This is a genomic window from Plesiocystis pacifica SIR-1 (genome assembly GCF_000170895.1).
Lineage (GTDB): Bacteria > Myxococcota_A > Polyangia > Nannocystales > Nannocystaceae > Plesiocystis > Plesiocystis pacifica.
The window spans coordinates 1-24,417 of sequence record NZ_ABCS01000129.1; the positions used below are offsets into that span (position 1 = coordinate 1).

The following is a 24,417-nucleotide window of genomic DNA, read 5'->3' on the forward strand; positions in this document are numbered from 1 at the left end:
CCCTCCCCCGCGCCGGCGAAGCCGTCACGGGTCCCCCTCCCCGGCGGTCGGGCAGGGGCCCTCCGATCCAGGCGGTTGCTGTGGTTGGGTGGACGCTCGAAGTGGTCGGCTGTGGGCGGACGGCAGGAGCGGTCGGCTGGGGGCTGGTTCCTGGACTTTGGGGGCGCTTGGGCTCGGGGAGTCCGGTTCCTGGCAGATCAAGGTTTGATATCGCGGTGGATGATGGCGCCCGCGCGAACGGAGCTGCGGACGCGTAGACGGGGGCGACGCTTGGTAGTCGAGGGAGAGCTCGTCTTGGTCTTGGTCTTGGTCTTGGTCTTGGTCTTGGTCTTGGTCTTGGTCTTGGTCTTGGTCTTGGTCTTGGTCTTGGTCTTGGTCTTGGTCTTGGTCTTGGTCTTCGTCTTCACATCGAGAGGAGTGCGGCTACGGGCTGAGGTGTCCAACTCGGCCGGTTGCTGCGAGAGCGACTGGACGCGCGGTCCTCCGAGCGGGCTCACTCGTCGTAGTAGAAGCGCTCGCTGACGATCTGGCCGGCACGCCAGCATGCGCGGACCTTTGGTCGGGTCGCCGTAGGTCACGGGGGCGCAGGACCGGTGTTCCACGGCGCCGCAGCTCCTCTCTGGCCAAGCACGCGCCTGCGCGCTCGGTCGCCGAGGGCGTCGACGGCGACGACGACCGTGATCGTGACCAGGAGCAGCGCCGCGAGGTCGCGCATGTGGAACAAGCTGATCGCCGTGTGCATCGCGTCGCCGAGGCCGCCCGCGCCGACGAAGCCGACCATGGCCGCCGCGCGGAGGTTGACCTCGAAGCGGAACAGGGTGAAGGCGAGGAGTCGGGCTCGGACCTGGGGGAACACGCCGAGCAGGTAGCGGGCGATCGCGCTGGCACCACTGGCTTCGAGGACCCGCGCGGGCCCGGGCTCGGCCTCCTCGAGGACGTCGCCGTAGAGCCGCCCGAGGACGCCGAAGGTGTGGACCGCGAGGGCGAGGACGCCGGCGGTGGTGCCCGGGCCGAGCCAGACGACGAAGAGCAGGGCCCACACGAGCTCGGGCAGGGCGCGGGTGATCTGTAGGCTCGCCCGCGCGGGGACCAGCACGAGCGCGAACAGCCAGCGGGTCCAGCCGCGCCCGCGCGGGGCGTCTTCGAGGTAGGCGCCGATCGTGAACCGAGTCGCGGCCAGGGGAGCGACGAGGACGGCGAGGCTCGCGGCGATCGCCGTCGCAACCCAGGCCATGGACACGGTGCTCAGGGCGAGCTTCAGGCTCGACAGCAGGAAGCTCGGGCTCCGCGTTGGGTCGCCGAAGCCGACGAGGAAGGCCCGGGCTTGGTCGAGGGCGCGGGCCTCGAGCAGGGCGCCCCAGGGCACGGGCAAGACCGCGAGGCCGACGAGGGCGCCCGCCGTGAACAGGGCGACGGACCACGCGGGCCGGACCTTGCGCAGGCCCACGCTGGCGAGCTCGAGCGCGATGACGTAGGCCAAGACCACGGCGAGGGTGGTGGCGAGCTTGTCGTACTGGAAGTAGCGGATGCTCAGCTCGATCTCCTGGCCGAGCCCGCCGGCCCCGACGACGCCGAGGATCGACGCCGACCGGATCGCGCACTCGAGGCGAAACAGGGCGTAGGCGAGCCACTGCCGACGCACGAGGGGGAGCACGCCGTACACGAACACGGCGACGGGGCCCGCTCCGGCGGCGCGCAGCTGCCGGGCGGGCTCGGGATCGGCGGCTTCGATGAGCTCGGCGAAGAGCTTGCCGATGATGCCCGAGAAGGTGATCGCGATGGCGAACACGGCAGGACCCGGCCCGAGGCCAACGATGCGGACGAACAGGAAGGCCCACAGGATCTCGGGGACGGAGCGGAACACGGCCAGCACCCCTCGGGCGAGGGCGCGCAGCCCCGCGCGGGCGGTGCTGCGACCGGGTCGGAGGGCTGGATCATCGCGCAGCCCCGGGAGCTCGGTCGCGGCGAGGGCCAGGCCGACGGCGAGGACGAGCGCGAGCGCCGTGCCGAGCACGCCGATCAGCAGGCTCTCGACGGCGAGCTTGGCGACGCGGGTGAGGAAGGCGTCGCTGAGGTCGGGGCGGGTCAGGCCCCCGAGCAGATCGCGGAAGCCGGCCGACGCCTCGGCGTCGGCCAGGCCCGCGAGCTCGAAGCCGCTGTGCCACGACGCGATCAGGACCGAGGCGATCAGCAGCAGGCTGAGCGTCGCCCGGGCGCGGGTCGGATCGCCCTCAGCTGCGCTCACGGCTCCCCGCGTAGAGGGCGGCGAGGGTCGCGTCGTCGATCTGGTCCGCGGGGGCGTCGAGGCTGACCCGACCCTCGCGCAGACCGATGACTCGATCGACCTCGCCGAGGACCTGGCTGAGCCGGTGCGTCGACACGATCAGGGTGAGCTCGCGGCGTCGGGTCTCGCGGGACAGCAGGGCGATGACCTCGGCGGCGGTCGTGGGATCGAGGGCGGCCGTGGGCTCATCCGCGAGCAGCACCGAGGGCTCGCTGGCCAGCGCCCGGGCGATGGCGACGCGCTGGCGCTGGCCTCCGGACAGGGCGCCGACTCGGTCCCACTGGCGCTCGCGCAGGTCGACCTGCCCGAGCAAGGCAGCGACGGCCTCGCGCTCGAGGGGCCACAGCGCGGAGGCGAGGACCCGCCACCACGGCCACGCAGGGGCCCGGCCGGCGAGGACGTTGTCGTGGACCGAGACCTCGGGGATCAGCGTCGCGCCCTGGTCGATCAGCGCGCAGCGTCGACGGTGGTCGCGGATCTGGTGGGGGCGCATGGCGGCGACGGACCGACCGTCGATCGCCACGCTGCCACCGCTCGCGCGCAGGGCCGCGGCCAGCAGGCGCAAGAGCGTGGTCTTGCCGCCGCCGCTGGGCCCCGCGAGGGCGACGCGCTCCCCGGGGGCGATGCGCAGATCCACGGGCCCGAGGGCGAGGCGCTCGCCCCAGCGACGCTGGGCCCCGCGCAGCTCGAGCGTCGGCGCGGGGCTAGTCATGCGGCGACTCGAGCAGGCCGGTCGCCCGCGCGATCGCTTCGATCGCGTCGAAGTCTCGGGGGCTCGCGGGCACGTAGGCTTTGGCGCCGAGGCGATCGAGGATCGCCCGGTGCTCGGGGTCTCGAGCGTCGAGCTCGAGGAAGGCGCGTTTGAAGGCCTCGCGGGTGGACTCGGGCAGGGCCGAGCGCGCGGTCCAGGTGTAGTCGACGTAGCCGGGGGTCTCCCAGATCACCCGGACGGCGCTCGTGTCGACCTCGCCCGCGGCGAGGACCCGCTCCCAGACCTGCATGTTGAGGGCGCCCGCGTCGACCTTGCCCGAGGCGACCATGACCACGGTCGCGTCGTGGGCCCCGCTGTAGACCGGGGCGCCGGCGAAGTCGCGCTCGGGGTCGATGGCGTGGGCCTCGACGAGGAAGTGGCGCGGCATGAGGTGGCCGGAGGTCGAGCTCTTGGCCCCGAAGGCGAAGCGCTTGCCCTTCAGGTCGGCGATGGCCTCGACGCCGCTGTCGACGTTGGCGATGAACACGCTGTGGAAGTCCCGATCGATGTCGCGCATGACCAGGGGCTCGACCTCGGCCAGGGTCCGGGCCTGGACGTGGGTGAAGCCGCCGAGCCAGGCGAAGTCGACGGTGCCGGCGACGAGGGCCTGGACGGCGGCGCCGTAGTCGGTCACGGGCACGTACTCGACGGGGGCGCCGAGCCGGGCCTCGAGCAAGGCGACGAGGGGCGCGTACTCGCGGGCGAGCTCGGTGGGGTTTTCGTCGGGGATCCCCGTCACGCGGATCGGCGCCGGGCCGCGCTCGGCTGACTCGCCGCGCTTGCAGCCGAACAGCGCGAGGATCGCAACCAGGATGAGCGCGCTGCCAGTGCGGAGCGCCGCGGTCCTGGGCCTGGGACTAGTCAACGGAGAGCTCCCAGCTCGCCCAGCTCGCGCCGCCGCGGTCATCGGCGACCACGACCCAGCCGCGGACGAGCCCGGGGGTGCTCGGGGCCGTCCAGGTGTTCTCGAAGGTGTGGGCGCCAGCGTCGAGCTCGCTGGCGCGCTCGAGGCCGCGCTCGAGCACGCCGTCGCTGACGTACCAGCGCACGCTGAGGGTCTCGCGGACGTCGCGGAGGGTGCCGCGCTCGAGCTCGTAGAGGACGTAGGCCTCGGCCGCGCCGCTGGCCGTGCGCAGGCGCAGGTCGAGGCTCGCCCCGGGGGCGACGCTCGCCGGGACATCGACGAGGCCGTCGAGGGCGGGGTTTTCGTTGTTGGTGTAGCGCGCCTCGAAGTCGTCGAACACGGGCCGGGTCGCGCCGACGAGGTCGCAGCGGATCCGGGTCTTGGCGAAGGCGTCGATCATGGTCTCGTCGCCAGCCAGGCTCGCGGCCGCGTGGATCGGGATCGCGTAGCCGCCGCTCGGGTCGGGGTCCGCGGGGCGGCGCGGGGGCTCGTCGCCCTCGGTCGGCGGTGAGTTGGGCCCGAAGCGGGCGCACGCGTCCATGGGCAGGGCGGCCGGGTTGGGGGTCGCCGACAGGGCCTCCCCGATGGCGCAGTCGTGGGTGACCGCGCCGCGCTCGTCGGCCGTGCGTGGCTGCAGACAGAAGGACCAGGAGACGCTCGTCGCGTCGAGGCCGTCGGGATCGGCGATCAAGGCTTCGTAGTGGACGACCTCTCCGGGCTTGGCCTCGGCGGGGGTCGAGCGGATCGCGAGCACGCGCGCTTCGTCGACGAGCCAGGGTCGGTCGTCGAAGCTCGGCAGGCACGCGGTCACGCCGAGCGCGATCGAGAGGGCGAGTATCTTTGTGTTCACAGGGTCACCTCCAGGCCGAGCACGGGGACCACGGGCAAGCCCGAGACTTGCCCCCGCGCGGAGAAATCGGCGTTGTAAACCAGCTCCACGGCGTTGTTGCGGTTGGTCGCGTTGCGGACGTCGAGCCAGGTCCGCAGGCCGCCCCAGGCCCAGCTGCGGCGCCACCCAAGGCGGGCCGAGAGCTCGAAAAATAGGGGCAGGCGGATGGAGTTTTGCGCGCCGAAGATCGGGTCGTAGCGCCCGCTGAAGCCGTCGAAGACCGCGTCCTCGACGGGCGTGCGCGGGTTGCCGGAGCTCAAGCTCGCGCGCGCCCCCAGCTCGACGCCGCTGCGGTGGACCCAGCCGAGCAGGGCCTGCAGCACGTGGGTTTGATCGCCGTCGAAGAGCCGCCAGCTTCGCGGGTCGCCCGACCCCGGCAGACTCCGCTCGGCGCGCTGGAGGGTGTAGGCGGCCGACAGCGACAGGCCATGGCCCGGGTAGACCCGCGCGCTCAGCTGGCCGCCGTAGCTGCGCCCGCGCCCTTCGGAGACGACCAGGGCCGAGACCGGGGGCGTGGGCGAGGCGCTGCGCACGGGCACACGCCAGGAGTGGATCCAAAAGCCCTGGAGCCCGAGGCTCAGCCAGGGCAGGGGCTCGGCGCGCAGGCCCGCGAGGGCGTGGGCGGCCTCGATGGTGCGCAGGCGCGGGTTGCCGAAGATCGGCGAGAGCTCGCCGGGGTTGGGCTGCTGGTGGTAGCGCCCGCCCGCGGCGAACAGCTCGACGGCCTCGGCCGGGGACCAGCGCAGGCTCAGGCGCGGGTCGACGGGGACCTCGATGTCGCTGTAGCCGATCTCCGGCTCGATCGGGCGCACGGGCAAGACCCGATCGCCGACGGTGATCATGGGCTCGACGCGCACGCTCGGCTCGATCGCCCAGGCGCCCCCGCGCGGCCCCACGCGCACGCCGAGGTAGGCGGCGAGGCCGGTCTGGTGGACGCGCCAGCGATCGCTGGCGACGCGATCGCCGGGGTGCTGGCCGAACACGGCGAGGTCCCCCTCGCGCGCGGGCAGGGACAGGGCGCCCTCGCGGCTCGTCCGCGTGCTGCGGTGCTCGAGGTCGATCCCGCCGACGATGAGCACGAGCGGGGCGACGCGGCGGCGCTCGTCGACGCGCAGACCTCCGGCGAAGCCGCGGCCCTGGTCGAGGGCGCGCGCGTCGAACAAGCGCTGCTCGTTGCGGTCGTGATCGTAGCCGAACCAGGTCGAGACGCGCAGGCTCGAGCCGTCGGCGCGGCGCCGAGTCAGCCCGACCCCGAGGCGGTGGAAGCCGGCGACGCGGCGCTCACGAAAGGCGTAGTCGGGGGTCTGGCTGGGGATCCCGCGCTCGAGGGTGTCGTGGACGCCGAACACCAGCAGCGCGAGCTCGTCGCGGGCGTCGAGCTGGATCGTGGCCTTGGTCTGGTAGTCCCAGGTGTCGGGCAAGGGCACGAGCTCGCGCGAGCCGGCGGGGAGCAGCGGGCCGAAGGTCTGGCGGAGCAGGCTCCGGCGCAGGCCCAGGCCGATCCAGCCGCGCTCGCCCAGGCGCGCGTCGAAGCCTGCGCCCGCGTCGATCGGGTCGACCCGGGCGTGGCCGCCGAGGGCTCGCGCCTCGGTGGGCGCGCGCGCGGGGCGGGTCTCGACGCGGACCATGCCGCCGATCGCCCGGCCCCAGGCGCCGTCGAAGCCCGCGGGGGTCAGCTCGACGCCCGCGATCATGGTTCCGGGGAGGTTCGAGCGGGCGCCGCCGAGGTGGAACAGGCGGGGGACGGGGATCCAGTCGACGTAGGTGCGGGTGTCCGAGGGCGGGGCGCCCCAGATCACCAGCTCGCCCCCGCTGAGGTCGGGCCGCGCGACGCCGCCGACGGTCTCGAGGGCCTTACCGACGTCTCCCTGGGCGCCGGGGACGAGCTCGGCGCGGGCGCGATCCATGCGCGTGGTCGAGACGGGGGGATCGACGCGGGTCGCCCGGACGACCTCGGACTCGTCGATGACGGTGGCCTCGTCGGGCTCTGGCTCTGGCTCTGGCTCTGGCTCTGGCTCTGGCTCCGGAGTGGGCTCGGGCTCGGGATCCGGGGGAAACTCGTAGCGGTAGCCGATCTCCACGGCGATCGGCACGCCGCGCTCTCGGGCCGGCTCGAAGGCGAAGCGCCGCGCCGCCGCGACGGCGGCTGCGTCGAAGGCCAGCCCGCCAGACTCGACGACCTCGACCCGCACGACCTGGCCCGCGGCGTCGATCTCGAGGGTCAAGAGCACCACCACGGTCTCCCGCGGGCGCTCGAGCGGGCGCTCGGCCGCGGCGAACTCGACGAGCACGGGAGGCTCGACCGCGCTCGTCTCGGGCGGCTGTCCTGCGAGCGCGAGCGCGAGCGCGAGACACGAGAGCGACGAAGCAAACCCGACCACGCCTCAATCTCCCCGCAAGAATTCGCGCGCGATGACGTAGCTCGCCTCGACGGGCTTTCCGCAGCGGGTCGCGGGCTCGAAGCGCCAGCGCTTCAGGGCCGCGCTCGCGGGCTCGTCGATCAGCGCACCCACGGACTCGACCACGCGCACGGACCGGACGGCGCCGCGGGTGTCCACGGTGGCCTGCAGGACGACGCGGCCCTCGAGGCCCGCGGCCTGGGCGGCCGGGGGGTAGGTGATCGTCACGCGTTTGATGGGCTTGGGCTTGGTCCGGGGCTCGTCGCAGGTCGGCTTCGCCGAGGTCGCCTCCGGCTTGGATCCCGAGCCTGCTCCCGACTTGGAGCCCGAGCCGCCCGGGGTGGGGCGGCCGTGTTCGCCTCCGTTGCCGAGGGTCAGATCCAGACGCCGGGGGCCCGGGTCGGGACCAGGGGTGGACGCGTTCGCGTCGGGAGAGGGCGCGGCAGACGGGGTGGGGGAGGGCTTCGCCGGTCGGTCCCGCGGCCTGGGTGCAGGTTCGAGTTCGGGCTCGGGTCCGGGCTCGGGCTTCGGCGCAGGTTCAGGCTCGAGCTCGGGCTCGACCTCCGCGGCGCTCACGGGATCGAAGACGATCAACCCCAACCCGTCCTCGGCGACCTCCTCCGGCTCCTCGATCAACGCCACGAGCGCCCACACCAACCCGACGTGAGCGAGGCCCGACACGACGAAGGGCAGGCGCTTCACTCGACCTCGAACTGTGCGACGAGCAGCCCGGGGGCCTCGCCGCTGCTGGGGTGGACGGCCGCGTCGTACTCGTACTGGGTCCCGCCGCGCTCGAGGACGAGCTCCCCGTCACGCAGCACGGCGACGGCGAAGTTGACGACATGCTGCTCGCAGGTCCCAAACAAGTGGGCGTAGACCCGGTAGGTGCCGGGGGGCGGATCGACCAGCCACATCACGTTCTCGCGGTTGCGCATGTCGAGGGCGCAGTGCTGGTTCGAGTCGAAGTCCAAGAACCCGCCCTCCATCCACACGTCCGGCGGCGGGACCTGACCGGCGGGGACCTCGAGGGAGTTGTAGTTCTTGGCCCCGACGATCGTGCCGTCGGGGAGCTCCACGTGCAGATCGAGGTCGACGGGCGCGTCCCAGCCAAGCGAGACGTAGAGCTGGGCCGGGGGCAGGTCGGGGAGCAGGGTGAAGTCGACGGTCTCGACGGGCCCGAGCCGACCCTCGGCGTCCGCGGCCTGCAGCCGGAGGGTCAGTTCGTCGGTCTGGATCGCGTGGGAGAAGGCGAGCTCCACGTCCCACAGCAGCTCGTCGCTGACGACGAAGTCGTAGCCGGCCGGCTGCGCGATCCAGTGGTCGGGGTCGCCCTCGGCCTGGACGTGCAGCGCGACCCCGCCGGGGGCGAGGCGGCCCGAGAGCGCGACCGTGCCCTCGCCGCGGGTGACCTCGGGCTGCGGTCGCAGGACCTGGCTGACCGCGGGACCGCCCGCGTCGGGACCCAGCTCGCCGCGCACGAGGCCGGCGCCCTCGACCTGGATCTGCAGGTGCAGGCCAGGCCCGAACAGCGGCGGCTCCTCGGCGCACGCGAGGGCCCCCGCGGCGACGAGGAGAAGGAGGAGCAGCAGCAGCAGCGATCGAGCCACGCCCTTCAAAACGCCACCTCCGCGCGCACGCGCAGCGTGTCGTTGTCGAGCTTCGCGGGGCGCCCGGCGGCGTCGCGGCCCAGGCTGTTGCTCAGCTGGTGCTCGTACTCCACCAGTAGGCGCGCGCGCAGGAAGCTCCCGCCGTAGAGCCGACCGGCGAGGCCCGCCGCGAGGGTTCGAAAGCGGCGCCGCGTGATCACGTTGGTCCCGGCGAAGGGCTCGAGCGCGTCGAGGTTCGGCAGGTACTCGTCAAAGCGCACGCCGAGGGCGGCGTAGCGCGTGAGCTCCTGGGTCAGCCCGAGGTACCAGCCGATCCCCCGCTGGTCCCGGCCGAGGGCGACGGGGTCGGCGATAGCGACGGCGCGATCGAGGTTCGAGCCGATCGCCACTTCGCTGTAGAGGGTGAGCGCGCCCAGGCGTGGGATCGGCGTCTCGAGCTGGAGATCGGCGCCGGCGCCCCAGCGCCTGAAGTTCTCCGAGGGCCGCCCGGCCGAGCCGGGGACCGGGAGGAGCTCGGCCAGGGTCACGCGCCCGTCCTCGTTGAGGTCGACCCACACGAAGCTGTCCTTGGTCGGCCCCGTGCCCGCGGAAAAGCCCGTACCCGTGAGCAGCGAGACGCCGAAGGCGGCGTGGAGCTTGGGGAAGAGCTCGCCGGCCAGGCGCAGGCGCCCGGCGTAGTCCTTGGCCCGGTTTGGATCGCGAAAGCCCCAGCCCGGCGCGCCCACGGGCTGGCCGTTGTAGACGCCGACGATCCAGTCGAGGGCCCAGACGTGGCCCGAGAGTGAGGCGCCGACGTCGAACAGCCCGGGCATGAAGGCGTGGACGACCAGCGTGCGCTCGCCGAAGAAGCGTTGGATGTCGCTCTGGTTGTAGTTCTCGAAGCCGAAGGGCACGCGCAGCATGCCCACGCGCAGCTGCACGAGGGGCGGGTCGCCGCGCTTGCCGGGGATCTGGGCGTGGGCGTCGAGGGTCGCGGGCCGTACGCCCTGGTTGTTCGAGAACAGATCGGCGTAGGCCGTCAGCCCGACGTAGCGCCAGTCCGCGTCGACGCCGAGGCGGGCGTTGCGGAGCAAGAAGGCGGTCTCGTTGAGGGGCTCGCGGTTGCCGTCGGAGAGCTCGTCGAGGGAGATCTGGCGCCACAGGAAGTCGACCTGGACGAAGCCCGCGGGGTGGACGTGCTCGATGAAGGCCTGCCAGCGCTGCGCGTGGGGGGTGTCTGGCTCGGGGGGCGGCGCTGGGGGCTCGGGCGGCGGCTCGGGGACCTCGGGCGTGGGCTCGGGTGCGGGCTCCGCCTCGTCTTGGGTGGGGGCAGGCGGCGCCGTGATCTCGACGATCTCGACGGCGGTCTCCGACTCGGGCACGACCACGGTCGCGTCGTCGTCGATCTCGACGGGCGCGACGACGCTCGCCTCGTCGTCGATCTCGAGCGGCTCGGGCGGGCCCGCCGAGGCGATCGCCCACCCGAGCGCGGTCGAGAGCGCGGCCACGGCGGTCGGGCTCAAGGCAGGTTCTCAGGCCCCGCAGGGCCCGGGTGCTGGGGCGTCTTGACGATGACCTCGACGTCCCCCGCGACCGGTGCGTTGAGCAGCGCGCCCATCTCGGGGTTGTCGCCGACCGGGTCGCAGGACCCGTCCGCGCCGTCGTCGTCGCCGGTCCCGCCGTCGCCGTTGCCGTCGCCGTCGTCGGTCTCGGGGCAAGCGGTCAGCGCGAAGCCCAGGACCAGGGCGAGCAGGCTCAAAAGGATGGATCGTGCGTGCATGGTCTTGGCCCTCCTCACATCGCCTCGCAGTAGCCAAAGCGGCAGGCTCCGCCGCCGCACTCGCTGTCGTCGGTGCAGGTGTCGCAGCCGCTGTCGATGCCGTTTTGCTCGAGGAAGAAGCAGTCGCAGGGCGCGGGGTGCTGGAAGGACGCGATCGGTCCGCCGTCGACGTCGCGGGACACGTGCATGGCGCAGGTCGGGATGTTGCCGGTCTGGATGACCGACTGGGCGACGTTGACGGCCTCGATCGCGTCGACGCCGGTCATCAGATCGATGAAGCGCTGGACCCGGGCCGCGGCCTGGGGCCCGTTGGGAGAGGTCGTCGCGCCCATGGCGTCGGTGCGGACGATGTAGCGGAGGTTGGTCCAGATCGGGTAGTGGCCGTCCCGGACGTTGCGCTTGTCCCGGGCCGTGGACGTGGAGTCGGGGAACACGGCGCCGAAGCAGTTGTTGAAGGGCTGGAAGGCGAGGACGCGGACGTCGTTTTGCGCCGCCTCCCACTTGCTGCTGTTGAGGATGCCGAGGACCGACTCGGCGTTGCCGGTGGTGTTCTCGGCGATCAGCGCGTCGCGGACGTCGCCGGAGCCCTGGTGCCCGCGCAGCGCCCCGTTCCACATGGTCCCGGAGATGCCGATGTTGGCCCCGATCGTCAGCTGCGTGCTCGAGCCCGGGTTGCGCACGAGCACGAAGTTGGGGTCGGTCCACGGCGAGACCTCGAAGCCGGGCTCACCCCCGAACTTCATGACGTAGTAGGCCTCGGTCGCGGTGATCGCCGTCTGCGTCGAGTTGCGCGGGACGACGAAGCCGAGGGTCTCGACGTGGCTCGGGTACTCGCGCAGGCTGTCCGGCGGCTGCTCCCCGCCCAGGCAGGTCACGCCGCCGACGTCCATGGCCGAGAGATCGGCCAGGATGTCCACGTCGAGGGGCATGTCGCAGGTGTCCTGGGTCCCGTCGGGCAGGTAATAGACGCCGGTGCCCGTGACCGGCTGCGCCTCGCGGATGAGGTCGTAGGAGATGCACGACGACAGCGGGAAGTGGATGATCGTCATCTGGTCGGGCCCCGCAGCCATGGCGTCCCCGAGCGCGGGGGAGACCAGCGCGAGCAGGGACTCGAGCAGGGTCGTGGCTGGGAAGTAGACCGGGTTGGGGAGCTCGTCGCAGTCGATCGCGCGCGCTGGCGCGCTGACGCCGAGGGCGACGACGAGGCCTGCGCAGGCCGCTGTCAGTCGGCCCGCCCAGAGAGGAAGGGAGGGGTTGTCTGTCATGTTGGATCTCCAGCGGCGAGCGCCGCCGAGACCCGGCCGCGCTCACCTTCGTGAGAGGTGCCCGGCAACTCCGGGCCACAGGTGAACTCAGTGAAGTGCTTGGAACATGTCGTCCTCGCGGCCCGGGGATGGTGACAGCTCGCGGGCGCCGAAGACAAGCGCTCGTTGGCTGGAGGGGGCGCTGGTCACAGCGCGGTGAAACACCCCTTTGCTGCGGGCGTAGCCGACGACCAGCAACGCCACGCACTCCAAAGCCAGGAAGCTGGGAAGCTAGGAAGCGCTGCAGGCCAGCGGCGACGGAGCGCGTGGTCTCGACCCCGTTGGGGCAGAAGGTTGGAGCCATGTAGCGCACGGGCGGGAGCGTCTGGGCAGAGCGCGTTGACGGCGCTGGTGGCTCTCAGGCGCGGCTGAGGGCCGATCCAAGGAGGGGGGATGCCGCGCCCCCTCGCTTCGGGCCATACTCCCGAGGTCCGATGCTGCCCCTGTTCATCCTCGCCGCGCTCACCTACGGAGCCGCCTCCTTCGCCTTCGGCGCGGGCTCCGACGAGAGCAGCGCGATCAAGAACTGGGCTCGGGGCTTGCTGGCCGCCGCGGCCCTGCTCCACTTCGGCACCATCGGGGCCCAGTGCGTGGACGGCCACCACCCCTTCCAGTCGGTGTTCCTGGCCATGAGCCTGGGCATGCTGATCACCGTCGCGGGCTTCCTGGCGATCTCGGCCCGGCGCCGACCCATGCGCGCCCTCGGGGCCGTGCTCGCGCCCCTGGGTCTGGTCGGCCTGACCCTCGGCGTGGTCATGAGCGCGACCGGTGAGGTGCAGTCGACCTCGGAGGTCAGCGCGACGCTGATGCGCTCGCACATCGCCCTGGCGACCCTCGGGGTCGCGGGCTTCACCCTCGCCGCGGGCGTGGCCGGGCTCTACCTGGGCATGGAGCGGCGCCTTCGCAACAAGCAGTTCCAGCTCGGTCAGGCCACGCAGTCGGGCCTGAGCCTGCGCGGCCTCGACAAGCTCCACTGGTGGATCGTGCTCTTGGTCACGCCGGTGTTCACCCTGGCGATCGTGACCGGCTCGATGATCCTCACCCGAGACGGTGGCGCGGACCTCTACGCCGAGCGGGGGGTCGAGATGGCCGCGGGTGTCGTGGCCTTCCTGGCGACCACGGCGGCCCTCGTGTCCCGCGCGGTGTGGGGCCTGCGCGGGCGAAAGGCCGCCTGGCTGACCATGGTCGCGTTCTTGAGCATGGTCATGATCTTGGTGTCATACGCGCTGCGCAGCTGAGATTGGCGGCAATGATGGCGACCATCGACCCTCGATCGGCCTCTGAGCCTGGCGCAGCGCCCCAGAGAGGCGTAGTTCTTCCATCGGGTAACCTTCGCCGCCCCTGGCACGACTGAGGGACAGGACCCCATGAGCTTGCTCGCCGTCGGACTCAACCACACGACCGCGCCAGTCGAACTGCGCGAGCGTCTGGCCGTGCCGCGCGAGCAGATCGGGGACAGCCTCTCGGGCCTGGCCGAGCGCGCGGGTCTGTCCGAGGTGGTGCTGCTCTCGACCTGCAACCGAGTCGAGGTCTACGCGGTCCCGAGCGCCCCCGAGCCCACGCCGGCCTCGGTCCGCGAGGACTCGGCGCGCATCGTCGAGGCCCTCGCCTCGCTGCGCGGGGTCGAGGGCCGGGCGGTCCGCGAGCACTGCTTCGTGCGCGAGCGCGACGGCGCGGCGCGGCACATCTTCCGGGTCGCCGCCAGCCTCGAGAGCATGGTCATCGGCGAGCCGCAGATCCTCGGGCAGGTCAAGGAGGCCTGGCAGCTCGCCCGCGAGCGCGAGACCGTCGGGCCGATCCTGGATCGCTGCCTGACCATGGCCTTCCACGGCGCCAAGCGGGTGCGCAGCGAGACCTCCATCGCCCGCGGCGGGGCGTCCGTGGCGTCCGTGGCCGTCGACCTGGCGCGGAGCATCTTTGGCGACCTGACCGGCTCCACGGTGGCGCTGCTGGGCGCCGGCGAGATGGCCCGGCAAGCGGCGATCCACCTGCGCGCCGCCGGGGCGCAGTCGATCCTCGTCGTCAACCGCAGCGCCGAGCGGGGCCAGGCCCTGGCGCAGGCCGTCGAAGGGCAGTGGATCCCTTGGGCCGGCACGGGCATCACCGCGGGCCTGGGCAAGGGCGGGACCGAGGGCCTCGACAACGCGCTGATGGCCGCCGACGTGGTCGTGGCCAGCACCGGCGCGACGGAGCCGATCATCGAGCCCCGCTACATGCGTCGAATCATGCGCAAGCGCCGGGGCGCGCCGATCTTCTTCGTCGACATCGCCGTGCCCCGCGACGTGCACCCCCGGGTCGGTCGCCTCGACTCGGTCTACGTCTACGACGTCGACGACCTCCAGAAGATCCTCGCGGGCAACCTCGAGGCCCGCGGCGTCCAGGCCGAGGCCGCCGGCGCCGTCATCGAAGAGGAGATCACCGCCTTCCTCCACTGGGAGCGGGCCCGCGCCCTCAACCCGGTGATTCGCGAGCTGCGCGAGCACGCCCGCTCGATCATGGAGCGCGAGGTCGACAAGACCCTCGGCCGCATGGGCGAGCTCGACGAGAGCCAGCGCGAGGCGGTGCGGGCCATGGGCCACGCGATCACGCAGAAGATCCTGCACCGCCCGCTCAAGGCCCTGCGCGAGTCGGCGATCCATGCTGACCGCGACGACCTCAGCGGCGCGCTGCGGACCCTCTTCTCCCTGGAAGAGGGTCTCGACGCGGACTCGCCGGCGGTCTTCGACGTCGGCGACAACTAAACCCGCGCGCCTCAGGGCGCCCGGGAGCGCACGCGCGCGGCGGCTTCGGGCCCGAGGGGGTCGAGGTCGTGGTCCTTCAGGGTGCCGTAGAGTCGCTCGGCGAAGGCTCGATCCCCGAGGGACCACGCGAGGTCGGCCCGCTCGAGGTTGAGGCGGTCGAGCTCGGGGTGGCCCATGCCGAAGTCGCCGTCGGTGCCGAGGTAGGCCTCGTTGAGCAGCTCGAGGGCGCGGGCGTCGTCCCCCGCGGCGCGGGCGACCTGGGCGCGGAGGCGATCGATGCGGGCGCGGACGCCAAAGGACTCGTGGACGGGGCCAGCCAGCAAGGCGGCGCGCTCGAGCACCGTGCCCGCCAGCGCTGGTTGCCCGCGCTCGAGCAGGCCCGCGGCGATGTCGAGGAGCAGGGGGATCCGGCGCGGGTCGGCCTGCTCCCAGTGTTCGCCGAGCAGGGTCAGCGCCTCGACGAGGCCGGTCTCGCCGCGCGCGGGCTCACCCACCTCGAAGTCCAGGAGGGCGCGCTGGGCCCTGGGCCAGGCGGCCTGGGGCATGTCCATGTAGTGCATGGCGGCGTCCTCGTGGAGCTTGGCGGCGCTGGTCCTGTCGCCCTGGGCCAGGCGCACGCGGGCGAGCAGCATCTTGCCCTGGCTCAGCTCGATGCGGTGGCGCATGGGTCCGCCGAGCACGGGGATGCGCTCGGCTCGCTCGGCGAGGGGCTCGGCGACATCGGGCTGTCCCGCGGCGAGCTCGACCTCGGCGAGGGTCCGGGCGGCCGCGGCGGTCAGCAGGGCGTAGGGCCCGAGGGTCTCGCCCGCGGCGTCGAGGGCCGCCTGGGCGAGGGGGCGCGCGGCCTCGGGGCCGTCGAGGCGCAGGCTGAGCTCGGCCCGCTCGCGCTGCACGGCGATGGCCAGCGGCGCCCGTCCGCGCTCGCTCAGCACCGGCTCGATCTCGGCGAGGGTCTTCGCCGCGTCCTTGGACCGGCGCGTGGCCACCTCGACGCGGGCGCTGGCGAGCTCGATGCGCGCGGCGAACAGGGGGTCGTCGACGCGCGCCGCCAGGCTCCGAGCCCGGTCGCGCAACCTTCGGCGGCCTCGACCTGGAGGCGCGCGCGCCCTCGACCTCGATGAGGCTGAGCAGGGCCTCGGCGCGGACCCGCTCGTGGGCGCCGTCGTGGCAGGCCTCGACGGTGGCGCGCAGCCAGTCGACGGCTTCGTCGTCGTAGTGGGTCTCGATCTCCACCCGGGCGCGGACCAGCCGGGCCTCGGCGATCAGCGGGGCGAAGCCGAGGGCGTCGGCGTCGGCGACGGCTCGGTCTGCGGCGCGCCGGGTGTCGAGCCATTGCTCCGCGGCGAGCAGGGCCTCGGCGCGGTGGATGGACTCGGCGACCAGGCTCGCCCGGGCCTCCAGCTCCTCCGGCGGGGGCTCGGGGGCGACGGCGAGCCAGGCGGGGTCGAGGCAGGCGGCGGGGTCGGGCAGGGCGTGCACGGCTGCAAACAGAGCGCCGCGCAGGTTGCTGGTCTCCTCGTCGTCGAGGACCGTCAAGAGGGCCTCGAAGCGCTCGCTGGTGGCGTCGAGGCAGCGCGCGCGGGCCTGGGCGAGCTCGTCGTCGGGCTCCGCGGCTTCACAGCCCAAGGCGGCGGCCTCGACCCACTGCTCGACCCAGGCGTCGTAGGCCTCGAGGGCGCGCCCGGCCACCTCGTCGTCGAGCTCGAGCCACTCGAAGCGCGCGCGCAGGGCCTCGCGCCGGTCCGCCGTCCACAGGCCGCGGACACCCTCGAGCTCGTCGACGCAGGCGTTGGTGGCCTCCTCGGCCGCGTGCTCGCGCCCGGACTCGGCCGGCGTGCCGGCCCACGCGAGCAGGCCCACGAAGCCGGCGAGCCCGACCCCCGCGACGGCCAGCGTCCTGGGCCACGTCCGTCGACGGTCGCGCTCGAGCTCGCTCAGCAAGGCGTCGAGGTTGGGGTAGCGCGCGTTGGGATCTTGGGCGAGCCCGCGGCGGAGCACGGCCTGCAGCCAGCTCGGGGCCCCCTTGGGCGGCGAGGCCGGGGCGCCCTCGAGCACGGCGCGGCGCAGCGTTGCGAGGTCGCGGGCGGCGAAGGGACGCGCGCCAAACAGGGCCTCGAAGAGCACGACGGTGAACGCGAACTGATCGCTGCGCGCGTCGGCGGTCTCGCCTCGCCACTGCTCCGGGGCCATGTAGGCGGGGGTGCCCACGATGGCGCCGCGCTCGGTCATGACCACGGTCAGCGCCAGGGGATCGCCGCTGCTGCCCGCCGCGTCCAGGGTCGCCGCCGCGGGCATGGGGGCGCCGGCGGGCCCTCCCCCATGCGCGCCGAGGGTCGCCAGGCCAAAGTCGGTCACCTGGGGCCGGCCCTCCGCGCTCATGAGCACGTTGTCGGGCTTGAAGTCGCGGTGGACGAGGCCGCGGCGGTGGGCGGCCTCGAGCCCCCGGCCGGCCTGGGCCAAGGTCGCGAGGATGGTCGGGCGGTCGCGCCGGGCCGCGCCCAGCCAGGTGCTCAGGGTCCCGCCGAGGACCAGCTCCATGGCCAAAAAGACCTGCTCCCCGGCCCGGCCCACGTCGAACACCGGGACCACGTGGGGGTGGGCGAGGCTGGCCATGGCGCGGGCCTCCTGGAGGAGTCGGCGGCGGGCAGCCTCGGCGGCCTCGGAGCCTTGGTCATCGCCCGCGGACGAGCGCAGCAGCTTGACGGCGACCTTGCGCTGGAGCTCGGGATCCCAGGCCTCGAACACCATGCCCATGGATCCCGCGCCGAGTCGCCGGCCGAGCTGGTAGCGGCCCAGGCCCGAGGGGGGCGGCGCCGGGCCGGGCTCCGAGCTCGCCGGCGCCGACCCCCAGGTCGCCGACGCGAACAGCCGCGCGAGCTCGGACACGGTGGCCGCGCAGCGCTCACAGCCGTCGATGTGGCGCTCGAGGGCCGCCCGCTGGCCCGCGTCGAGGGCCCCTTCGAACAGCCGCTCGAGGGCCTCGGGATCGGGGCAGGGCGTCACCGCGCGCAGCCTAACAGGCTCAAATGTGCCCCGCCACGGGCTGTGATAGGACCCAAGGATGGGTGCCGAGGCCCTCACCGCCTTCTTGGCCGCCGCCGACGCGAACACCCGCGCGGCCTGGGCGGACGCGGACGCGCTCGCGCGTCGGCTCGCGGCGGCCGAAGGCGCGGTCGCGGCGGGCTGGCCCGGCGACGTGAACGCGAGCCGGCTCGCCGCCGCCATCGCCCGCGCCTCACCCGAGCCACCGAGCGCCGACGTGGACGACTCGGGGCAGCCCTTCCCGGGCTTGGCTATCGAAGACCTCTACCTCGCGGCGAGCTGCGCCGAGGGGGAGCGCGCGGCGCTGCGTGAGTTCGAGCTCCGCTTTGGCTCGGACCTCGACCGCGCCATCGCCCGCAGCCCGACTTTGGGCATGAGCGCCGCCGAGTTTCGCCAGCTCGTCGCCGTGCGCTTGTTCGTGGGCTCCGAGCCCGACGCGACCCCCAAGATCGCCAGCTACCGCGGCCGCGGGAGCCTCAAGGCGTGGGTTCGCGTCACGGTCTCGCGCTTGATCGTCGACCTGTCTCGCCGACGGGCGAGCGCGGGGCGGGACCTGCCCCTGGGCGAGGGCCTGCTCGAGCGCATGCACGACGATCGGGACGCCGAGTTCGCCTACCTGCGCGAGACCTGCGGGCCCATGCTCGAGCAGGCCTTTGGCGAGGCCATCGACGCCCTGAGCGTCCGCCAGCGCAACCTCTTGCGTCAGCGTTACTTGCACGGCGTGTCGAGCGACGCCCTCGCGGGGCTCTACGGGGTCCACCGCAGCACCGTGTTCGTGTGGCTCGAGGGCGCGCGCAGCTCGGTGCTCGAGGAGACCCGGCGCAAGCTCGCCGCCGTGCTCCCCGACCACCGCCTCGAGAGCGTGCTCGAGTTCCTCGGCAGCGAGCTCGAGCTCAGCATCCGCCGGGTGCTCGACTCGGGCCTCGAGGGTGACACACCCTGACGGGACTCCGTTTTAGCCGTCGTGGACGACGCCACGCCCCACGTCCACGACTCATTGGCTCTCGAGTCGGGCTGTGTCTGGGCGATCGGCCAAGGCGAGAAAAAAACGAAAAAGTTTGGCCCCGGCACCCGACAAGCGCCGGGGGCCTGCGTCTTGGGGGTGAAGACCATGACCAGGCTCAGCGAAACCATGACCACGACTCGACTCGGAACTCACGCGCGCCGCAGCGCCCTCCTCGTGGGCGTCCTGCTCTTGCCCCTCACCGGGTGCGCCCCCTCGCCGCAAGAGCTGTGCGACCACGCGGCGGACTTGATGAAGAAGGAGGCCGGCGCGCTCCCGGAGGACTTCGTCGAGGAGTGCGTCGAGGACGAGGAGCGGTGGAAGCGGATCAAGGGCATGCTGTGGAAGCAAAAGGCCCGCTGCATGATGAAGGCGACGACCGTCGAGGGGCTCGACGCTTGCTGACGCTTTCCATCGATTGAGAGCCCTTCGCTCGGGGTCCTCGGCGCGCGCCGGGGCTTCGGTCGTGGGGTTGTAGTGAAGGGAGCGCGGGGCTGCCGGGGGAGACCCCGGCGGCCCCGCGGCATTTGTCGTGGTGTCGGGAAATGTCAAATTGAAGGGATCAGAGTGTCATGATTCCATGCTGGCGTTACGTGCCGGGTGGCGCGATAAGTCCCGCTCTTGGGTGCTGGCGGCCGTATGGGGGACTTGGTGCAGGCGTCGTGTGTCGAATTAAAGGCGATTGTTTTTTGGAGAGAGCTCACCCGTATGGTGATTGTTTTCGGTGGCGCCGTGTCCAGGGCCGAGCATCTTTCTCGACATGATCAAATCCAAGATGATTGCCGTGCTCGCCGGGGCACTCGGGCTCGCGTCGAGTGCCTGCGTCGAGCAGGGAGAGGACAGGCTGTCCGATGAGGCCAACGCCGACGCGTCGATGGCGGGCGAGGCCGAGGTGCCGCTGGAGGACCAGCTGAGCGCCGCGCAGATCGAAGCGTGCGTCGAGCTCGACCCGCGCAGCTGTGACGAGGCCGCGCTCGCAGGCTGCGTGGGCTCGCTCGAGCTGCGCGCACCGACGGCGCCCGGGGTCAGCCCGGAGCTCGGCTGCGCCTTGTTCAGCGACGCCCAGCTCGCCCAGTTCGACGTGATCGAGCAGTACGCCGCCGACATGCGCGACTACACCGGCTACGCCGAGGCCATCGACTTCGAGCTGCTCGAGGCGATCGCCAAGCTGCGGGTGATCCTCGGGGGCGGGGAGGACTACGCCTTCGCCAAGGCCATCTACGGCATCTTCTCGGGCGTCCCCCAGGGGCACGCCTCGATCGGCTTCGTCGATCTCCAGTTCAGCGACTGCTACGCCCCCGACGGCCTCGTCCCCGGGCGGGGCGTGTCCTGGTACGGCGTGTGCGCCCGCGAATCCGGGGGGACCTCGCTGGTGACCCACGTCGAGGACGCGAACCCGCTGGGCCTCGAGCCCGGCGACCGCATCATCCGGGCGCGCAAGGGCAACCAGCACTGGGTCTGGCCGTTCATGCTGAGCCAGGTCCGCCAAGAGCCGCTGTGCGACGCCGCCACGCCCTCGGTCGCGGCGCAGCGCGACCTCGACGCGCTCCACCTCTTCGCCCACGTCGACGTCGGCGACGAGCTCGAGGTCCTGCACGTCGACGGGACCACGGAGATCATCGAGGTGCCCGAGCGCGACGACTACACGCTGTGCATGGATCCCTTCCGCCGGCCCTCGCGGGTCGAGCTGTTCGCCAGCTACCAGCGCCCCGACGGGGTCGTCGTCGTCGAGCTCCCGACCTTCGGCCAGCACCCCGACCACCCCTTCCCGGCGCCGCTGACCTTCCAGGCCTACCGCGACTGGAACGCCGAGGCCGTCGAGCTGGTCAACGCCGAGCTCGCGCAGTACGAGGACGTGGCCGGCTTGGTCTGGGACATCCGCGGCAACCGTGGCGGCTCGGCCGAGTACGCCATGGCCCTGCTCGGGGGGCTCGGGGACGCGGCGGGCGGCCTGGGCAACTGCTACGCGCGCGTCCCTGGCTCGCAGCCCCCGGCGTTCGGGGACAGCCCCGAGTATCCCTTCCCCTACGCCATCTTCGTGGACCAGCCCCTGCCGACGATCGGCTTTGACGGGCCCACGGCGATCGTCTCGGACGGCGCGGCCGGCAGCGCCGCGGACTGGATGATGTACCGGGCCAGCGAGCTGGGCATCCCGACCTTCGGCCACGCGACCGTGGGCGCCTTCGGCTACGCGACGGGGGGCTCCTACGTCGACAAGAGCATCGCGGAGACCCCCGACGAGCACATCGCGATCTTCTCGCGGATCTCCGGGGCGCACTGCCTCGACGCCGAGGGCGAGCCCCTCGAGGGTCGCAGCTTCGTCGAGCACGTCGTCGACCTCGACGCGGACGACCTGGCGGCGGGCGTCGACACGCAGATCGAGGCGGCCGCGAGCTTCCTGCTCGAGCAGTAGTCGTCGACGGGCGCGCCCCGACTTCGCGTTGGGGCACGCCCGCGCGCGGGTCTCGAGCTCGGGAGATCCGGGGGTGGGCGTGGGTTCACTCGTGCGCGCAGACTTTCGACTCTTGGGCTGGGAGCCCGGATTCGTCGGGTTGTCCGTCGGGTCTGGGCGACGGGCGGGCTCGCGCCGTGCGGTGGCGCGCTCCGAGCCGGCGACGTGGGGTGGAATCCCACCTGCGTCCTTCGCGTAGGCTGGACCCATGCGTTCGGCCCACCACACGGCCCACCTGTTCCTGGCGCGCGGCACCTTCGTGCTGTTGTTGCCCGCCCTCGCGTGCGCCCGCCCGGCGACCACCGTGAAGCCCACGACGGGGCTCGAGGGCGGCGTGAGCCCCAAAGATCCTGCGGGACCCAACGCGGTCCCCGTGGAGATCCCCGACGGCGAGGTGCAGCTCATCGGCGTGCATCAGCTCGCGCCGCCGGCCCCCTCGGAGTGGATGTTCTCGCCGGGCGGCGATCGCATCGCGGCCGAGGTCGGCCTCGACTGCGGCGTGTGGGACATCCCCTCGGGCTCGTTCATCGAGCGGGTCGCCGAGGACGCCGACGACAACCCTTGCGAGGCGTGGATCCCCGGGGACGAGCTGTTCTTGCAGACGACCTCCCGCGACGGCGCGCTCGAGGGGGAGCTCGGCGGCAGGCAGGTCGAGGTCACCCAGGCCGGCACCGGCGAGGTCGTGGCGAGCTTCGAGTGCGGCGGCTGCGAGGAGGTCCTCGACCTGGCCTTCGCCCCCGACAACAGCAAGGTCGCGGTCCTCGTCAGCGGCCCGCCGGCCATCGAGATCTGGGACCTGACGTCCAAGCAGCGCGTGCGCGAGGAGGCCCTCGACGTCGGCGCCGAGATCGAAGAGTCCGTGCTCGGCTGGAGCGACGAGGGCGTGGCGGCGGTGATCGAGACCCAGACCGAGCAGCCTTGCACCTACGAGCTCGGCTACGAGTACGGCTGCGACTACAGCGGCTACTACGACGGCGGCGGCTACGACGAGAGCGGCGAGCAGGAGCCCGAGGTCGAGATGGTCGACGTGTCCACGCTCTCGATGTTCACCATCCCCACGGACGCGGGCGCGCTCGGGGCCCTCGAGAGCGACCTCGAGGCCCACGCGGCCATGAGCCTGATGGACGAGGCCTTCCCCACGCCCGGCCTCGCCCACTTGTTCGTGATCAATGAGGAGTCCCAGCCCCGCGACGGGACCAGCTACTGGCTCGTCGACGTCGCGCCCATGGGCCACGAGAGCGGGCTGAGCTGGGGCGACTCGGACTCGGACTGGGACGAGGAGATGCACATCGACCGCAACGGGCACTGGCGCGTGGACGTCGGCACGCAGTGGGTCGAGGGCACGATGACCACGGCCTACGACCGGGACGACGGCGGGTGGATGATCCTCAGCTGGGAGACCTTCGCGGTCCACCCGGACCCGATGATCTACGGCGACACCCTGTTCGAGGAGGGCACCGAGGACCCCGACGGCTTCGTCGAGGTCCACGGGGTCGCGGGCGGCGACGCCCTGGTCGACTGGGAGGCCTGCGGGCTGTGGGACTCGGCCGCGGAGGACGGCTGCCAGCGCTCGACCACGCTGCCGCCCAGCTGCCAGCCCGTGGACTACGAGCCGGCCTCGCCGGGGCTGGACCTGATGCTGGCGATCTGCCAGGGCCAGCTCTCGCTCGTCGAGGCCGGGCCGCACCTCGGCGACGGTCGGGGCGCGGGCCAGGTCCGCCATCGCCTGGCCGTGGCCCCCGACGCCGAGCACGTGTGGGGCGGCGAGGGCTGGCTGGCGCTGCTCGACGGCAGCGGCCGCTTCGTGGCCATGGACCCCAGCTCGGGCTCCATCGGCTTCGAGCGCCAGGGCGTCACCAGCTGGTCCCACGTGGCCCTGGAGAGCGACCTGAACCTGCTCGGGCTCGAGGTCAACGGCCAGCTCGAGCTCGTCGACATGCGCTCCGGCGACACCGTGGTGAAGCTGCCCGCGAGCGAGGGCATGGCCGGGCTGAGCCCCGACGGCGAGCGCATCGCCGGGGTCTACGGCGACGCGGTCAAGGTGCTGTCGACGAGCGACGGCAAGGAGCTGGCGAGCTGGCCCGCGGACCAGTTCGAGTCGGACTTCGACATCCTCGACGTCGCCTGGCGCCAGGACGGCAAGGCCCTGCTGCTCGGCTTCGAGACCCCGCTCGTGGCCATCGACGCGAGCACCGGCGAGGTCTGGCGCGAGTACGACATCTTCGACTGGTACGAGCCCGACCGCCACACCATCGACCCGAGCTGGCGGTGGATCCACATGGACGACCGCTCGATGATCCGCACCCTCGACATGAAGCGGCTGTACTACGGCACGGAGGAGAGCGGGTGGGCGCGGCTCGACAGCGGCGAGTTCAGCGGGGAGCTCGAGGCGGCCGAGCGCGACCTGGGGCTGATGCGCTACCGGGCCGTCGAGGACACCAACGACATCCCGCGCCTGCGCCACGAGCAGCTGGCCCAGTGGCTCGAGCGCCCGGGGCTCATCGAGGACTTCTTCGTCGGCGAGCCCTTCCCGCCCGTGCACATCCCGGAGTCGGAGTATCGGCGCCTGGTCGCCGAAGACAGCAAGTGAGGCCGGCTTGAAGGCAGCCAGGGCAGGGGTCGCGCTCGCCACCCTCGCGCTCGTCGCGGGGGCGTCGCTGCTGATCGGCGACGGCGGGGCGATCGGGGGCGACCAGGCCCAGGCCCAGGGCCAGATCGGCGGCCGCAGCCGGCACCGCGCGGGGATCCAGACCCGCGACCGGACCATGCCCGAGCCTGCCCGTCGTCGGCGCGCCGCGGCCCGCCTCGATCGCAACGCCGAGTGCGTCCACTGCCACGCCGAGATCGCCGCGGAGTGGCAGGGCTCGCTGCACGCCCAGGCCTACACCGATCCCCTGTTCCAGGTGTCCTTCGAGCGCGAGAACTTCTCGGACTTTTGCCAGGGCTGCCACGCTCCGGAGGCCAGCCCGCGCGGTGACGTCGAGGCCGATCGCGGGGCCGTGGGGGTCGCGTGCGTGTCCTGCCACGTCGTCGGCGACGAGGCCGAGGGCCCCGTGCTCGCCGGTCCGCGCCCGGACTGGGAGGTCGACCGCCCCGAGCGCTCGCCCCACGCGCTGAACCGAGACCCGCGCTTCGCCACCGCGGCCGCGTGCGCGGGCTGCCACGAGTTCGACTTCCCCAACGCGCGCCGGGCCGGCAACACCCTCAAGATGCAGCGCACGGTCACGGAGCACCGGCGCTCGAAGGCCAGCGAGCACAGCTGCCAGAGCTGCCACATGACGC

19 protein-coding genes and 2 pseudogenes are annotated in these 24,417 nt (G+C 72.7%); 7 read left to right on the forward strand and 14 right to left on the reverse strand.

Annotation, left to right across the window (positions count from 1 at the left end; all coding sequences use genetic code 11):
* Positions 1 to 197 precede the first annotated feature (197 nt).
* The 11 genes from PPSIR1_RS36810 to PPSIR1_RS36860 all read right to left on the reverse strand — a co-directional run bounded on the left by PPSIR1_RS36810 (position 198) and on the right by PPSIR1_RS36860 (position 11,858).
* On the reverse strand, positions 198 to 407 hold the full coding sequence (locus tag PPSIR1_RS36810) for a hypothetical protein (protein ID WP_006976364.1): 210 nt from the start codon (positions 405 to 407) through the stop codon (positions 198 to 200).
* Between the two features lie 167 nt (positions 408 to 574).
* A complete protein-coding gene (locus tag PPSIR1_RS36815) occupies positions 575 to 2,245 on the reverse strand; it encodes a PhnE/PtxC family ABC transporter permease (protein ID WP_006976365.1) in 1,671 nt (556 codons plus the stop codon).
* Positions 2,232 to 2,996 (reverse strand): phosphonate ABC transporter ATP-binding protein, encoded by a 765-nt coding sequence (locus PPSIR1_RS36820; RefSeq protein ID WP_006976366.1) that lies wholly within the window; start codon positions 2,994 to 2,996, stop codon positions 2,232 to 2,234. Before PPSIR1_RS36820 ends, PPSIR1_RS36815 begins: the two co-directional genes overlap by 14 nt.
* Positions 2,989 to 3,900: a putative selenate ABC transporter substrate-binding protein gene (locus PPSIR1_RS36825; RefSeq protein WP_053335489.1), complete on the reverse strand. Its 912-nt coding sequence runs from the start codon at positions 3,898 to 3,900 to the stop codon at positions 2,989 to 2,991. Before PPSIR1_RS36825 ends, PPSIR1_RS36820 begins: the two co-directional genes overlap by 8 nt.
* Positions 3,893 to 4,789 (reverse strand): hypothetical protein, encoded by an 897-nt coding sequence (locus tag PPSIR1_RS36830; protein WP_006976368.1) that lies wholly within the window; start codon positions 4,787 to 4,789, stop codon positions 3,893 to 3,895. The genes PPSIR1_RS36825 and PPSIR1_RS36830 overlap by 8 nt, the downstream gene beginning before the upstream one ends.
* Positions 4,786 to 7,119, reverse strand: a complete 2,334-nt coding sequence (locus tag PPSIR1_RS36835) for a TonB-dependent receptor (RefSeq protein ID WP_198154696.1) — start codon at positions 7,117 to 7,119, stop codon at positions 4,786 to 4,788. The genes PPSIR1_RS36830 and PPSIR1_RS36835 overlap by 4 nt, the downstream gene beginning before the upstream one ends.
* A gap of 93 nt (positions 7,120 to 7,212) precedes the next feature.
* Positions 7,213 to 7,929: an energy transducer TonB gene (locus PPSIR1_RS36840; RefSeq protein WP_006976370.1), complete on the reverse strand. Its 717-nt coding sequence runs from the start codon at positions 7,927 to 7,929 to the stop codon at positions 7,213 to 7,215.
* On the reverse strand, positions 7,926 to 8,834 hold the full coding sequence (locus PPSIR1_RS36845) for a hypothetical protein (RefSeq protein ID WP_045117491.1): 909 nt from the start codon (positions 8,832 to 8,834) through the stop codon (positions 7,926 to 7,928). Before PPSIR1_RS36845 ends, PPSIR1_RS36840 begins: the two co-directional genes overlap by 4 nt.
* Positions 8,835 to 8,839: 5 nt before the next feature.
* A complete protein-coding gene (locus PPSIR1_RS44880) occupies positions 8,840 to 10,336 on the reverse strand; it encodes a porin (RefSeq protein ID WP_157596373.1) in 1,497 nt (498 codons plus the stop codon).
* Complete coding sequence (locus tag PPSIR1_RS36855) at positions 10,333 to 10,593, reverse strand: hypothetical protein (RefSeq protein WP_157596374.1); 261 nt, start codon at positions 10,591 to 10,593, stop codon at positions 10,333 to 10,335. Before PPSIR1_RS36855 ends, PPSIR1_RS44880 begins: the two co-directional genes overlap by 4 nt.
* Positions 10,594 to 10,607: 14 nt before the next feature.
* Positions 10,608 to 11,858, reverse strand: a complete 1,251-nt coding sequence (locus tag PPSIR1_RS36860) for a hypothetical protein (RefSeq protein ID WP_006976374.1) — start codon at positions 11,856 to 11,858, stop codon at positions 10,608 to 10,610.
* A gap of 473 nt (positions 11,859 to 12,331) precedes the next feature.
* Between PPSIR1_RS36860 and ccsA the strand changes: the two genes are divergently transcribed.
* On the forward strand, positions 12,332 to 13,135 hold the full coding sequence (gene ccsA / locus PPSIR1_RS36865; protein ID WP_006976375.1) for a cytochrome c biogenesis protein CcsA: 804 nt from the start codon (positions 12,332 to 12,334) through the stop codon (positions 13,133 to 13,135).
* 129 nt (positions 13,136 to 13,264) lie between these two features.
* Positions 13,265 to 14,638 carry a glutamyl-tRNA reductase gene (hemA, locus tag PPSIR1_RS36870; protein WP_006976376.1) on the forward strand — a complete coding sequence of 458 codons (1,374 nt, stop codon included), beginning with the start codon at positions 13,265 to 13,267 and terminating at the stop codon, positions 14,636 to 14,638.
* Between the two features lie 11 nt (positions 14,639 to 14,649).
* Here the strand turns inward: hemA and PPSIR1_RS49780 are convergent, their stop codons facing one another.
* The 3 genes and pseudogenes from PPSIR1_RS49780 to PPSIR1_RS51380 all read right to left on the reverse strand — a co-directional run.
* The gene (locus PPSIR1_RS49780) at positions 14,650 to 15,198 is read right to left on the reverse strand and encodes a hypothetical protein (RefSeq protein WP_198154697.1); all 549 of its coding nucleotides are present in this window, start codon (positions 15,196 to 15,198) and stop codon (positions 14,650 to 14,652) included.
* A gap of 183 nt (positions 15,199 to 15,381) precedes the next feature.
* Positions 15,382 to 15,624 (reverse strand): annotated as a pseudogene (locus tag PPSIR1_RS51375) (hypothetical protein); the annotation flags it as partial.
* Positions 15,625 to 16,579: 955 nt separating this feature from the next.
* A pseudogene (locus PPSIR1_RS51380) lies at positions 16,580 to 17,749 on the reverse strand (protein kinase domain-containing protein); the annotation flags it as partial.
* Between PPSIR1_RS51380 and PPSIR1_RS36885 the strand changes: the two are divergent.
* From PPSIR1_RS36885 to PPSIR1_RS36905, 5 genes are all read left to right on the forward strand, one after another.
* Entirely contained in the window at positions 17,700 to 18,623 is a 924-nt protein-coding gene (locus PPSIR1_RS36885; RefSeq protein WP_006976379.1) for a DNA-binding regulatory protein, read from the forward strand. The pseudogene PPSIR1_RS51380 and the gene PPSIR1_RS36885 sit on opposite strands and share 50 nt — an antisense overlap.
* A gap of 189 nt (positions 18,624 to 18,812) precedes the next feature.
* Positions 18,813 to 19,088 carry a hypothetical protein gene (locus PPSIR1_RS36890; RefSeq protein ID WP_157596376.1) on the forward strand — a complete coding sequence of 92 codons (276 nt, stop codon included), beginning with the start codon at positions 18,813 to 18,815 and terminating at the stop codon, positions 19,086 to 19,088.
* Between the two features lie 355 nt (positions 19,089 to 19,443).
* A complete protein-coding gene (locus PPSIR1_RS36895; RefSeq protein ID WP_006976381.1) occupies positions 19,444 to 21,096 on the forward strand; it encodes a S41 family peptidase in 1,653 nt (550 codons plus the stop codon).
* A 247-nt stretch (positions 21,097 to 21,343) separates the two neighbouring features.
* Entirely contained in the window at positions 21,344 to 23,725 is a 2,382-nt protein-coding gene (locus PPSIR1_RS36900) for a WD40 repeat domain-containing protein (RefSeq protein ID WP_006976382.1), read from the forward strand.
* A gap of 7 nt (positions 23,726 to 23,732) precedes the next feature.
* On the forward strand, positions 23,733 to 24,417 hold a 685-nt coding region (locus tag PPSIR1_RS36905), incomplete at its 3' end, for a multiheme c-type cytochrome (RefSeq protein ID WP_006976383.1).

What these genes read in the sequence shown, in the direction of transcription:
- PPSIR1_RS36820 (WP_006976366.1), bottom strand. Translation starts at nt 2,996, where the DNA reads ATGACTAGCCCCGCGCCGACGCTCGAGCTGCGCGGGGCCCAGCGTCGC.
- PPSIR1_RS36855 (WP_157596374.1), bottom strand. Translation starts at nt 10,593, where the DNA reads ATGCACGCACGATCCATCCTTTTGAGCCTGCTCGCCCTGGTCCTGGGC.
- PPSIR1_RS36860 (WP_006976374.1), bottom strand. Translation starts at nt 11,858, where the DNA reads ATGACAGACAACCCCTCCCTTCCTCTCTGGGCGGGCCGACTGACAGCG.
- ccsA (WP_006976375.1), top strand. Translation starts at nt 12,332, where the DNA reads ATGCTGCCCCTGTTCATCCTCGCCGCGCTCACCTACGGAGCCGCCTCC.
- hemA (WP_006976376.1), top strand. Translation starts at nt 13,265, where the DNA reads ATGAGCTTGCTCGCCGTCGGACTCAACCACACGACCGCGCCAGTCGAA.
- PPSIR1_RS49780 (WP_198154697.1), bottom strand. Translation starts at nt 15,198, where the DNA reads ATGCACTACATGGACATGCCCCAGGCCGCCTGGCCCAGGGCCCAGCGC.
- PPSIR1_RS36885 (WP_006976379.1), top strand. Translation starts at nt 17,700, where the DNA reads ATGGGTGCCGAGGCCCTCACCGCCTTCTTGGCCGCCGCCGACGCGAAC.
- PPSIR1_RS36890 (WP_157596376.1), top strand. Translation starts at nt 18,813, where the DNA reads ATGACCACGACTCGACTCGGAACTCACGCGCGCCGCAGCGCCCTCCTC.
- PPSIR1_RS36895 (WP_006976381.1), top strand. Translation starts at nt 19,444, where the DNA reads ATGATCAAATCCAAGATGATTGCCGTGCTCGCCGGGGCACTCGGGCTC.
- PPSIR1_RS36900 (WP_006976382.1), top strand. Translation starts at nt 21,344, where the DNA reads ATGCGTTCGGCCCACCACACGGCCCACCTGTTCCTGGCGCGCGGCACC.